The organism is Gracilibacillus sp. JCM 18966, from assembly GCF_055392695.1.
The window spans coordinates 3,823,132-3,835,421 of sequence record NZ_AP043883.1; the positions used below are offsets into that span (position 1 = coordinate 3,823,132).

Annotated in this window: 11 protein-coding genes; all 11 read right to left on the reverse strand. The window is 38.6% G+C overall.

What is annotated here, in order from left to right:
* Positions 1-73: 73 nt before the first annotated feature.
* The 11 genes from ACZ5N5_RS18715 to ACZ5N5_RS18765 all read right to left on the reverse strand — a co-directional run bounded on the left by ACZ5N5_RS18715 (position 74) and on the right by ACZ5N5_RS18765 (position 12,285).
* Complete coding sequence (locus ACZ5N5_RS18715; RefSeq protein ID WP_054859912.1) at positions 74-595, reverse strand: acyltransferase; 522 nt, start codon at positions 593-595, stop codon at positions 74-76.
* A 2-nt stretch (positions 596-597) separates the two neighbouring features.
* The gene (ppaX, locus tag ACZ5N5_RS18720; RefSeq protein WP_109983531.1) at positions 598-1,239 is read right to left on the reverse strand and encodes a pyrophosphatase PpaX; all 642 of its coding nucleotides are present in this window, start codon (positions 1,237-1,239) and stop codon (positions 598-600) included.
* 325 nt (positions 1,240-1,564) lie between these two features.
* Positions 1,565-2,401, reverse strand: a complete 837-nt coding sequence (gene lgt / locus ACZ5N5_RS18725; protein WP_464372891.1) for a prolipoprotein diacylglyceryl transferase — start codon at positions 2,399-2,401, stop codon at positions 1,565-1,567.
* 27 nt (positions 2,402-2,428) lie between these two features.
* A complete protein-coding gene (gene hprK / locus ACZ5N5_RS18730) occupies positions 2,429-3,388 on the reverse strand; it encodes an HPr(Ser) kinase/phosphatase (RefSeq protein ID WP_109983533.1) in 960 nt (319 codons plus the stop codon).
* 355 nt (positions 3,389-3,743) lie between these two features.
* Complete coding sequence (locus ACZ5N5_RS18735; protein ID WP_054787055.1) at positions 3,744-4,085, reverse strand: phage holin family protein; 342 nt, start codon at positions 4,083-4,085, stop codon at positions 3,744-3,746.
* Positions 4,086-4,087: 2 nt separating this feature from the next.
* The gene (locus ACZ5N5_RS18740) at positions 4,088-4,285 is read right to left on the reverse strand and encodes a PspC domain-containing protein (protein ID WP_054787056.1); all 198 of its coding nucleotides are present in this window, start codon (positions 4,283-4,285) and stop codon (positions 4,088-4,090) included.
* Positions 4,286-4,388: 103 nt separating this feature from the next.
* The gene (bshB2, locus tag ACZ5N5_RS18745; RefSeq protein WP_054859907.1) at positions 4,389-5,054 is read right to left on the reverse strand and encodes a bacillithiol biosynthesis deacetylase BshB2; all 666 of its coding nucleotides are present in this window, start codon (positions 5,052-5,054) and stop codon (positions 4,389-4,391) included.
* Between the two features lie 23 nt (positions 5,055-5,077).
* A complete protein-coding gene (locus ACZ5N5_RS18750) occupies positions 5,078-5,431 on the reverse strand; it encodes a YojF family protein (protein WP_054787057.1) in 354 nt (117 codons plus the stop codon).
* 252 nt (positions 5,432-5,683) lie between these two features.
* A complete protein-coding gene (uvrA, locus tag ACZ5N5_RS18755) occupies positions 5,684-8,539 on the reverse strand; it encodes an excinuclease ABC subunit UvrA (protein ID WP_109983536.1) in 2,856 nt (951 codons plus the stop codon).
* Positions 8,540-8,545: 6 nt separating this feature from the next.
* Positions 8,546-10,531, reverse strand: a complete 1,986-nt coding sequence (uvrB, locus tag ACZ5N5_RS18760; RefSeq protein WP_109983537.1) for an excinuclease ABC subunit UvrB — start codon at positions 10,529-10,531, stop codon at positions 8,546-8,548.
* A 167-nt stretch (positions 10,532-10,698) separates the two neighbouring features.
* On the reverse strand, positions 10,699-12,285 hold the full coding sequence (locus tag ACZ5N5_RS18765; RefSeq protein ID WP_109983538.1) for a peptide chain release factor 3: 1,587 nt from the start codon (positions 12,283-12,285) through the stop codon (positions 10,699-10,701).
* Positions 12,286-12,290 lie beyond the last annotated feature (5 nt).

Below are 12,290 nucleotides of genomic sequence, written 5' to 3' on the forward strand. Positions count from 1 at the left end.
TGAAAGAAGGAGATCTTTTATTATAACCGTCAGCAGGGCCATACTGATAAAGTCTCCTTATTTACACTTTCTCCTATAAGAACTCATCTTGTGTGATTCGTTTTTCCATTTCTTCTTTTGTATAAATAACCTTCATCGGATTTCCTCCAACAAATGATCCTGGTTGTACATCCTTATGGACAATAGTGCCGGCAGCGACAATGGCATTGCTACCAATCGTAACTCCTGGCAAAATCGTACTATTGGCACCAATCATAACCTCATCGCCAATGTACACTTCTCCTAGCCTGTATTCCTTAATCAAGTATTCATGGGCCAAAATGGTTGTATTATAACCAATTACCGAATTCTTACCAACATGTATTTTCTCAGGGAACATAATATCTAGCATGACCATTAAAGCAAAAGCCGTCTTATCTCCTACCTCCATTTTTAGCAATGTTCGGTATAACCAGTTTTTTACTTTTAAAAAGGGGGTATATCTTGCTAATTGGATCACAGTGAAGTTTTTTATAACCTTCCAAAAAGGAACGGTTTTATAGACATGCCACAATGAATTAGCTCCATATACTTTATAACGGTCTGTTTTTCGCATGATTATTCCACTCCAACTATTGCTAATAAATCGCGCATTTCTTCAAGCATGTAATCTGGATCATGCTTTTCTAAGACCTTTCTTCCCTTTAGTGACCATGCAACCCCGGCTGTTTTTACTCCAGCATTATGCCCTGCTTCGATATCATGATAATTATCTCCAACCATCAAAGTTGTCATTGGATTTGCATGTAAGAGATTCATCGCCTTTAATATTGGCTCTGGGTGTGGTTTAGCATTCTCTACATCATCTAGACCAATAAGCACATCAAATAGTTGATCCATTCCTGTAATTTTCAGTCCTAGCTTTGCTGTATCAGACAATTTTGTTGTGACGATTCCTAGCTTCAGCCCAGCTTGTTTTAGTTCATTTATTGTCTCTACAACGGTTGGATATGCTTCTACATATTGCTCATGATGGGCATAATTGTGTTCCCGATATGTCGCCATCATTTCTTCTACTAGGTCAGGATTTACTTTTTGGAAACTATCGATTAAAGGGGGGCCGATAAAGTCAATAATTTCCTCTCTCGTGTATGGTCGATCAGCATATTTCTCTATCGTATGAGTAAATGAAGCGATAATTAATTCATTCGTATCAATTAACGTTCCATCTAAATCAAACAAAACAGTTTCCATCCTCATTTTAATCCTCCTACTTTTATGAAAAAGTTTGGCTGGGACAAAAGTAATAAGGAAGAAAAAATCCGAACATTAATATTTGTGCACTGAAACCGCTCCGTCAAAATACTTCGCTTTTACCGATAGGGCGTCAACATCTGCTCAAGTAAACTTTCGCAGTGTTTCCTTTACAGTGGGCACGGCAATCTGCTAACTTTGCAAAGTCGCAAAGTAAATCCAGCTCGTACTGTTCCCAAAGAGTCTACGTATTTTGACTACGCTCAGTCAGAAGATGTTCGGATTCTCATTCTCCCTATTTAGTTATGTCTCAGTCAATTACTACACCATATTATTTTTTCTCTATTTTTTTACCTTGATACGTTTTATCGGATAATCCTTTCTTACGACGATAAATAATGAGAGCAATCGCAACAATAATTAATATTACAGAAAGTAATTGTGCTGCTCTTAGATTCGCTACCACATATAAGCTATCCGTTCTCATTCCTTCGATAAAGTATCTGCCAATTGAATACCAAATGACATAGGATAAGAATAGCTCCCCTCTTCGTAGTGGATATTTTCGTAATAAAAGGAGTAAACCGAAACCAAAAATATTCCAGATCGATTCGTATAAGAAGGTCGGATGATACATTGTTCCATCTATACACATTTGATTCATGATAAAATCAGGCAAATATTGATGGAAATTGTTATATGTAGCTTCTGAAATTGGACCACCATGAGCCTCCTGATTCATAAAATTACCCCAGCGGCCAATTGCTTGTCCTAAGATAATACTCGGTGCAAGGATATCTGCAATTTGCCAGAATGACAAACGACGAACTCTTGTAAACACAATAGCGGTTAGTACTGCACCGATCAGTGCACCGTGTATCGCAATTCCGCCTTCCCAAACAGCGAAGACCTTCCACCAAGGCCCGCCAGCATAACGATCCCATTCAAATATAACATAATATATCCTAGCAAATAGAATGGCAATCGGAATAGCAAAGACAACTAAATCAATGATATAATCCTTTTTAACTCCTAAACGATCTGCTTCTCTTGTTGCAACCCAAAGTCCTAAAAATGCTCCAGAAGCAATAATCACCCCATACCAATAAATAGGTAAGGAGCCAACCCAGAGAAATACTGGATCTAATGCGGGTGCTTCACATGCCAAGCTCCATCTCCTCCATTTCCGTTCCGCTTATTCGATATCGAGATCAAATTCTGATTCGATTTCGCGTTCTCCATTTTGAATCATTTTAGATAATCTTTGTGAAAACTCCTCTGCTGCGTTGACACCCATTCGCTTCAATCGGAAGTTCATTGCAGCCACTTCTATAATAACAGCAAGGTTACGTCCAGGTCGAACAGGAAGGGTTGCCTTAGGTACCTTTACATCAATAATTTGCATCGTCTCTTCCTCTAGACCTAATCGGTCATACTGCTTTTTTTGATCCCATGTCTCTAAGTTTATGACTAACGAAATTCGTTTATGAGAACGTACAGATCCCGCACCGAATAATGTCATCACATTAATAATACCAAGTCCTCTAATTTCAAGAAGGTGTTCAATCAATGGAGGAGAAGAACCGATTAATCGATCATAATCCTCTTGACGAATCTCGACACTATCATCTGCTACAAGACGATGTCCTCTCTTTACAAGCTCTAATGCAGTTTCACTTTTCCCTACACCACTCTGGCCTGTAATAAGAACGCCAATCCCATATATATCTACAAGTACACCATGGACTGCTGTAAATGGTGCAAATTTCGCTTCTAAAAAATTGGTGATCCGACTTATCACACGTGTTGTCTTATAGGGTGATCGCATAAGTGGCACCCCGGAATTTTCACATGCCTCTACTAATTCTTCCGGAACCTCCATATCTCTTGTTACTACAATGCCTGGTGTAATGTCCGTACATAATTTATAAGAGCGATCCTTTTTCTCCTCCACTGTTAGCTCAGAAAAATAAGATAACTCTGTCTTACCTAATAATTGCAGTCTATCCTTTGGGTAATATTTAAAATAACCAGTTAATTCAATCCCTGGTCGAGATACCTCACTCATAAAGATTTCTCGGTGAACCCCTTCTTTACCTGCAATAAGCTCCATCTTAAACCGATCAAGTAAATCCTGTGTACGAACTTTCGCCATTTCTAAAGCCCCCCTTTAACTACCACTTCATCTGTTGTTTTTGTTCTCGTGTTTTGTGAACGACACCTTACTATATAGCACGAATAATTTCATTATATATTGTAGCATTTTTTTAAAGTTTTCGTATACTTTTATTCTGATTTGTTGAAAAAGTGCGGTATGGATTATGTCCTGTTCATTTCACGGAATCTCTTTATTTTGCTAGGTTAATCTATTAGTAAAACGCAGATGGTTAGCTTTTCTTATACTTTGGACTTCAAAATTTTCGATTCGTCGCTTTACTTCCTGCAAAAAATTTATACTTTCCTAACGTACAAAAAAACCGTTATAACTAAATAGTCATAACGGCTCATTTCTAATCTTTTATGATTCGGTTGATGAATAAGTTTAGTATCGAAAATAGAATAGCAGCAAGAATAGCTGTTCCAAAGCCTTCAATAATAAAACCATCCCCTAATAAAAGCTGTGTAATCATTAATGTTATCGCATTAATGATGAACAAAAACAAACCTAAAGTTAAGATGGTAATGGGCAATGTTAATACTACTAAAATTGGCTTTACGATCACATTAAGAATAGATAATATGAGGCTTGCTAATATGGCGATGAGAAAGCCATCAATAATAATTGAGTCAAATAAATAATCGATAAGCATTAAGGCTAGTGCATTTAGGACGAGAGAAATGAGCCAACGCATTCTTACTCAGCCTCTCTTCTTGGAATAATAATCGCACTTGCTATATAAAGCACAAAAAGGGGAAAACCAGCAGTGAAAATAGTCAAAATCACGTAAATAATTCTTAAAATGGTTGCATCTAGATCAGTTAACTCTGCTACCCCACCGAGTACTCCTGCTAGCATTTTCTCATGATCTGAGCGGTATAGTTTCTTACCCATTGCATTTCCTCCTTAGGAAAATCATTAAAGCCTATAAGTAGAATTCCACATATTCACGATACTAAACTTATTTTATGCTAAATATTTGTTATGATGCCAATCCTTAAGACTTAAAATCCCAAATATAAAAGGATTCTACGCCCAACCAACTTTGTGCTGCCTTTTCAGCATCTTCTGACTCTTTTTTTACCTTTGCCAGCATACCATCTGCTTGTGATTTGTGAGCGGTAATTGCTGCAAATTTTTGTTTAAATACTGGTGTAATGTCATTTTTAATTTGCGGCTCTCCTAATTCCTCGACATGTGTTAAACTAATTGCTTGGGCCCATACAGTAGGTCGCTCGTCTACTGGAAACTTTTCAACAGCCGCTATTGCTGCAGCCCCAAAAGCATCATGATCCGGATGAACGGCATGTCCTGGGTAGTGTGTAATAACTAGACTAGGTTTTATTTTATTCAAATACGAAAATAAATGCTCTGCCATTTCCTCCTTTGATTCAAACTCTAATGTTTTATCCCGGTAACCAAGCATCTCTAATTGAACATCCATGATTTCACATGCCTTGATCAATTCTTTTTTCCGTATTTCTGGTAGGGTTTCTCTTGTAGCAAATGTTGGGTTTCCCATATTTCTCCCCATTTCGCCTAATGTACCACATAAGTATGTAACTGGAATTCCCTTTTCCCTAAATGTTGCAATGGTTCCGGAAGCCCCGAACGCTTCATCATCTGGATGTGGGTATATGACAACAACATGTTCCTCCTGCATGTTGATTCCTCCTTTTTTCTAAATTAGTAATGAAATGGTGTTTCACCTATTTGGAGTGCAACCATTAAACGGCCTTCTCGATCATGTCCTGCCATCAGAAGTCTACCCTCTTCATCTACTTCAAATTGGTTAACGCCCTCTGCATAAATCCAGCCGATGTCTAATTTCAAGCCAACTCGATATGTACTCCCCGTACCGACGACCTTTCCTCTTTGATAGGTTACTTTCGCATTACGTATAAACGCTCCAACATTATAAGCATCTTTATTAAAATGACTAGCATACGCTCCATTCGTCGTTTCCAAATGTACATATACTTCTCTATTGGCTAATTGATCAATTTCTACTTGTAGCTTCTTCATTTCAATTGGTTCCATGTTCGTTGCCTCCTTTGCCTCTTAATGATACATAGAATATTTTATCACAGACATGTTTTAAACGCTTGTAATGGAGCTTAGATAGAAGCTTTTAATTAGATAATAACAAAACTGCACCATCGGATGATGTCATCCATCCAAGGTGCAGTATCTTGAGGTGCTGGAACAAGAGAGTTGTAAGCAGGATCCGATCAATAATATCTGTATATTTTATCCGCTCTGTCAAAATACTTCGCTTTCCGGGGCACGGCTTCAGCTTGTTACTTCGATTCCCATTCTTTTCTTATCTCGTTCTAAAATAGGTTTTAAATAACGACCAGTATGTGATTCTTCTACCTCTGCAATCTCTTCTGGCGTACCAGTAGCTACTATGGTACCTCCACCATCTCCCCCCTCTGGGCCAAGGTCAATGATGTAATCCGCAGCTTTGATTACATCGAGGTTATGTTCAATAATAACGACAGTATCACCATTTTTGACTAGTCTTTGAATAACGTCTAACAATCTAGAAATATCATCAACATGTAAACCAGTTGTCGGCTCATCAAGAATGTAGAGAGACTTCCCATTCGAGCGACGGTGTAATTCACTCGCTAGCTTCACCCTTTGTGCTTCCCCTCCAGAAAGAGTAGTAGCAGGCTGTCCTAGACGTACATAGCCAAGCCCAACATCAAACACTGTTTCCAGTTTTCTTTTAATTTTCGGGATATTTTCGAAAAATTTTAGTGCTTCTTCAATGGTCATGTTTAGAACATCGGCAATATTTTTCCCTTTATATTTCACTTCCAATGTTTCTCGATTATAGCGTTTTCCTTCACATACTTCACACGGAACGTAAACATCTGGTAAAAAGTGCATTTCGATTTTTATAATCCCATCTCCCCGGCAGGCTTCACAGCGACCACCTTTTACATTAAAGCTAAAACGACCTTTTTTATAGCCCCTGATTTTGGCTTCGTTTGTTTGGGAGAAAACATCTCGAATATCATCAAATACCCCTGTATATGTTGCCGGATTGGAGCGGGGTGTTCTACCAATTGGGGATTGATCGATATCTATAACCTTTTCAAGGTGTTCGATCCCTTTAATCTCTTTATGCTTACCGGGCTTATGTTTAGCTCGGTGTAATTTTGCTGCAACGCTTTTGTGTAAGATTTCATTGATCAGACTACTTTTCCCTGATCCAGATACACCTGTTATAGCAGTAAATACACCGATCGGAATTTTAGTATTGACATTTTTTAGATTATTCTCGCTTGCCCCGATAATTTCAATAAAACGCTCTTTAATTTCATGGCGCTCGCTTGGAATAGGGATGAATTTATTACCAGAAAGGTACTGTCCTGTTAAAGAGCCTTTCTTTTTCATTACCTGTTTAGGTGTACCTTGAGCAACAATTTCTCCACCATGCTCTCCAGCTCCTGGACCGATATCAACTAAATAATCAGCAGCAAGCATCGTATCCTCATCATGTTCGACGACAATCAACGTATTGCCAAGATCTCGCATTCTTTCTAATGTTGCAATTAACCGATCATTATCACGTTGATGCAGACCAATCGATGGCTCATCCAATACATATAAAACTCCCGTTAAAGCTGAACCAATTTGAGTCGCAAGACGTATACGTTGTGCTTCTCCACCAGATAATGTCCCTGCAGCTCTCGATAAGGTTAAGTAATCCAGTCCCACATTGGACAAGAAGGTTAGGCGATCATCCAATTCTCGAATGATCATCGCAGATATCTGCCGCTCTTTCTCTGATAAATTCAATGTTGTAAAAAAATGATGTGCCTCCGTGACAGATAATTCGGTAACTTGTCCTATATGTTTTTGATTAACTTTTACTGCCATCGCTTCTTGGTTCAATCGATAGCCTTCACAAGTTGGACATGCTTTTGTTGCCATATATTTTTCCATCTGCTCACGAATGAAATCAGAGGAGGTTTCTCTATATCGACGAGCAATATTGTTTAAAACACCTTCAAAATAAATATCATTCTCTCTCGTCATTCCATAATCATTTTCATAGCGGAAGTTTATCTTTTCTTTGCCACTACCTTTTAAAATTTTATCCAACTGGCTTTTCGGAAGCTTCTTCACAGCTATATCCATATCAATACCATAATGATCACAAACACTTCTCAACAACTGTGGATAGTATTGCGAGCTAGTCGGCTCCCATGCTGAAATAGCCCCTTCATTTAGTGATAGATCACGATTTGGAATAACCAAATCTACATCAACCTCTAACTGTGAGCCAAGCCCATCACATGTTGGACAAGCACCAAAAGGACTGTTAAAAGAAAATAGTCTTGGTTCTAGTTCGTTAATAGAAAATCCACAAATTGGACAGGCATGCTTCTCACTAAATAGTAATTCTTCTTGACCGATAACATCTACTACTACTTGACCGTCTCCTAATCGAAGGGCTGTTTCAAGCGAATCGGAAAGACGTCCTTCTATGCCTTCTTTGACGACAATTCGATCAATAACTACTTCAATCGAATGCTTTTTATTTTTATCCAATTGAATTTCATCACTTATTTCACGCATCTCTCCATCTACGCGTAGTCGAACATATCCTTCTTTTTGGAGATCTTCTAATACTTTAGTATGCGTTCCTTTACGTCCAGTCACAACTGGAGACAGGATCTGAAGTTTGGTTCTTTCTTCATATTCCAATATTCGGTCAACCATTTGCTCGACCGTTTGTGAAGTGATTTCAACCCCATGATGAGGACAAACGGGGTGCCCGACACGTGCAAACAGTAGTCTCATATAGTCATATATCTCCGTGACCGTACCTACGGTAGAACGAGGATTTCTACTGGTTGTTTTTTGATCAATCGAAATGGCCGGTGATAATCCTTCAATTGCATCGACATCTGGTTTGTCCATCTGTCCTAAAAATTGACGTGCATAGGCAGATAAAGACTCAACATACCGGCGCTGTCCTTCTGCATAGATTGTGTCAAAAGCTAGTGATGATTTACCTGATCCTGATAAACCAGTTAAAACGACGAGCTTATCCTTAGGGATCTCTATGGATACATTTTTTAAATTATGGGCACGTGCTCCCTTAATCGATATTGTTTTTTTTGCCATTGAATGTCACCCTTCTGCTTTCCATTCTAAAACTAAATCACGAAGCTCTGCTGCTCGCTCGAAGTCTAATTCTCTTGCTGCTTGCTTCATTTCTTTTTCCATTTTTTCGATTAGCTTGTCTTTCTCTTTCTTTGTCATATCCTTTAGTTTCGGTGTTTCCTCACCATACGCTTCTTCTGTCTCTGCTGCCATCGTTGCTCGAATCACATCACGAACTTCTTTCTTAATCGTTTGTGGTGTAATGCCATGCTCTTGATTATATGCTTGTTGCTTTTCCCGTCGACGATAGGTTTCGTCAATCGCTTTTTGCATAGAGTCGGTCATTTTGTCTGCATACATAATGACCTTTCCATTTTCATTTCGGGCAGCCCTTCCCATTGTTTGAATCAACGAACGCTCTGATCTTAAAAAGCCTTCTTTATCAGCATCTAATATCGTCACTAAGGAGACCTCAGGAATATCTAACCCTTCACGTAACAAGTTAATACCTACTAGAACATCGTATTTACCAACACGTAAATCACGAATGATTTCAATCCGCTCTAATGTTTTTATTTCAGAGTGTAGATAAGCTACCTTCATTCCAATTTCTTTTAGGTAATCCGTTAAATCCTCGGACATTTTTTTCGTCAATGTCGTAACCAACACTCTTTCATTACGTGCTATTCTTTGATTAATTTCCCCAATCAAATCATCTATTTGTCCATCGATTGGTCGAACGTCTACTTTAGGATCTAAAAGCCCAGTTGGACGAATAATTTGCTCCGTCATTTTTGGCGTATGTTCGAGCTCATATGGCCCAGGTGTTGCCGAAACAAAGATAAATTGATTAGCTTTTTCTTCAAATTCCTGAAAGGTTAGTGGTCGGTTATCTAAAGCAGATGGCAATCGGAATCCATGATCTACTAATACTTGCTTTCTTGCCTGGTCTCCATTATACATTCCCCTTATTTGCGGTAAGGTAACATGAGATTCATCAATTACGATTAAGGAATCCTCCGGAAAATAGTCTAGTAATGTATAAGGAGTAGAGCCTGCATCTCGTATTGCTAGGTGACGGGAGTAGTTCTCAATTCCTGAACAAAAGCCCATCTCTGCCATCATTTCGAGATCATAATTGGTTCTTTGCTCAAGTCTTTGTGCCTCCAATAATTTATCCTCTTCCCGGAACTTCTTCAATTGATCGGCTAATTCCTTTTTAATGTTTTCCATTGCAACCTTTAGCTTCTCTTCTCTTGTGACGAAGTGGGAAGCTGGAAATATAGCAATGTGTTCTCGATCTCCGATAATTTCACCTGTTAGAGCATCAACTTCACGAATTCTGTCAATCTCATCACCGAAGAACTCTACACGGACACAATGCTCTTCTCTTGAGGCTGGAATTATTTCAACCGAATCGCCCCGTACACGAAATGTTCCACGCTGAAAATCTATATCATTCCGTGCATATTGGATGCTAACAAGTGTTCGCAATAATTCATCACGTTCCTTCTCCATTCCCACTCGTAAAGAAAGAACTTGACTACGGTATTCCTCAGGTGAACCTAAACCATATATACAGGAAACACTTGCTACAATTAAAACATCATTCCGTTCGAACAATGCAGAAGTAGCAGAGTGCCTAAGCTTATCTATTTCATCATTAATGCTCGCATCTTTTTCAATAAAGGTATCTGTTGATGGCACATATGCTTCTGGCTGGTAGTAATCATAATAACTAACAAAATATTCGACTGCATTATTCGGAAAAAATTCCTTGAATTCACTATAAAGCTGTCCAGCTAATGTTTTATTATGGGCGATAACAAGAGTTGGACGATTTATTTCTTTTACAACATTAGAGATGGTAAAGGTTTTCCCTGTACCTGTAGCTCCTAATAATGTTTGATATCGTTTCTTTTTCTCTACTCCATAGACTAATTCCTTAATCGCGCTTGGTTGATCCCCTTGCGGCTTGTAAGGCGATTCTAGTGAAAAAACATTTTGCTCCATCGTGATACCTCCATTCAACATATTCTCTATTATACACTAACTTCCAACAAAAAGCGAACAAATATTCGTTCGTGTAGTTATATTTTTCATTATAACCAACTAGCGAACGTCAAAACATCCCATAGCAAAAACACAGCTATCGAATTATAGCTGTGCTTCCTCTTACATCACGTCGCTTGGTCATACTGATTCACTTCAAACAAATCAATTAACTCAATATCCGCATGTTTATCTATAAACCATCTTAACGCAAAATCATTTTTAAATAAAACGAGAAACTCATCCTCACGATCCTTTACAAGTAAATTACGCTCATCAAATAATGCTGGATCTACTTGCTCCTTCTTCAACCACCGTGGTATTCTATCACCGATTGATTCAAGCAGGACCTCGACATTATATTCGTGCTTCATACGATGCTGAAATACTTCATATTGAAGCTGACCAACTGCACCTATAATGTAAGAATCCGTTGGATAACCACGAAACAGCTGAATGGCTCCCTCCTGTACCAGCTGTTCAATTCCTTTTCGAAACTGTTTAGCCTTCATGACATTCTTTGCTGTTACACGTTGAAATAGCTCTGGTGGAAATTGTGGTAATTCATCATATTCAAAGGTTTTCTTTCCCTCTAACAACGTATCTCCAATCCGATAAGAGCCCGGATCATATACTCCAATGATATCACCAGGATAGGCTTCTTCTACTGTATCACGAGATGAAGCAACGAACTGCTGTGTTTGGCCTAATCGAATGGTTTTTCCTGTTCTAGCTAGCTGTACATTCATTCCCCGCTCAAACTTCCCTGAGCAAACACGTAAAAAAGCAATTCGATCACGATGCTGAGGATTCATATTTGCTTGGATTTTAAAGATAAAGCCTGAAAAATCTGGATAATCAGGGTGGATTACCTCTTCTTTCGTTCTTCGCGGTCCTGGTGCAGGGGCTAATTTAATAAAAGTATCAAAGAATACTTCCACACCAAAGGGTGCTAATGCACTACCAAAAAATACTGGAGTTTGCTCACCTTGGAGAACCCGTTCTAAGGAAAACTGATCACCAGCCTCATTTAATAATTCCAGCTCCTCAAATGTTTCTTTGTAAGTCGGATGTTCGCTAATCTCTTTATTCTCTTCTAGATCCATATCCTTTAAATCAATATACGTCTCCGCTTCATTTCCATTAAACCGAATAAATTGATCATGATAACGATCCAAAATCCCTAAAAATCTTTTCCCCATACCAACAGGCCAATTCATTGGATATGTCTCAATATTTAATACTTCCTCAATTTGGTCTAATAAATCAAGTGGTTCTCTACCTTCTCGGTCTAATTTATTAATAAAAGTAAAAATAGGAATTCCGCGCATTTTACAGACTTTAAAAAGCTTAATCGTTTGTGCCTCAATCCCTTTCGTTGCATCGATGATCATCACAACACAGTCAACAGCGGTTAATGTTCGATACGTGTCCTCACTGAAATCCTCGTGCCCAGGTGTATCTAGAATATTAACTTTCAATCCTTCATATTCAAAGTTCATCACACTTGACGTTACCGAGATACCCCTCTGTTTTTCGATTTCCATCCAATCTGATGTGGCAAATTTCCCAGATTTCTTCCCTTTCACTGTTCCTGCCGATCTAATCAAATTCCCTTGTAAAAGTAATTTTTCTGTCATGGTCGTTTTCCCTGCATCAGGGTGAGATATAATCGCAAAGGTCTTGCGCTTTTGAACCTCTTCCTGTAATCCCATTCCAA

Bases quoted from the DNA above. Each gene is read 5' to 3' on its own strand.
- uvrB (WP_109983537.1), bottom strand. From the start codon at position 10,531: ATGGAGCAAAATGTTTTTTCACTAGAATCGCCTTACAAGCCGCAAGGG.
- ACZ5N5_RS18750 (WP_054787057.1), bottom strand. From the start codon at position 5,431: ATGGAACCAATTGAAATGAAGAAGCTACAAGTAGAAATTGATCAATTA.
- ACZ5N5_RS18735 (WP_054787055.1), bottom strand. From the start codon at position 4,085: ATGCGTTGGCTCATTTCTCTCGTCCTAAATGCACTAGCCTTAATGCTT.
- ACZ5N5_RS18740 (WP_054787056.1), bottom strand. From the start codon at position 4,285: ATGGGTAAGAAACTATACCGCTCAGATCATGAGAAAATGCTAGCAGGA.
- ACZ5N5_RS18765 (WP_109983538.1), bottom strand. From the start codon at position 12,285: ATGGGATTACAGGAAGAGGTTCAAAAGCGCAAGACCTTTGCGATTATA.
- hprK (WP_109983533.1), bottom strand. From the start codon at position 3,388: ATGGCGAAAGTTCGTACACAGGATTTACTTGATCGGTTTAAGATGGAG.
- ppaX (WP_109983531.1), bottom strand. From the start codon at position 1,239: ATGAGGATGGAAACTGTTTTGTTTGATTTAGATGGAACGTTAATTGAT.
- ACZ5N5_RS18715 (WP_054859912.1), bottom strand. From the start codon at position 595: ATGCGAAAAACAGACCGTTATAAAGTATATGGAGCTAATTCATTGTGG.
- uvrA (WP_109983536.1), bottom strand. From the start codon at position 8,539: ATGGCAAAAAAAACAATATCGATTAAGGGAGCACGTGCCCATAATTTA.
- bshB2 (WP_054859907.1), bottom strand. From the start codon at position 5,054: ATGCAGGAGGAACATGTTGTTGTCATATACCCACATCCAGATGATGAA.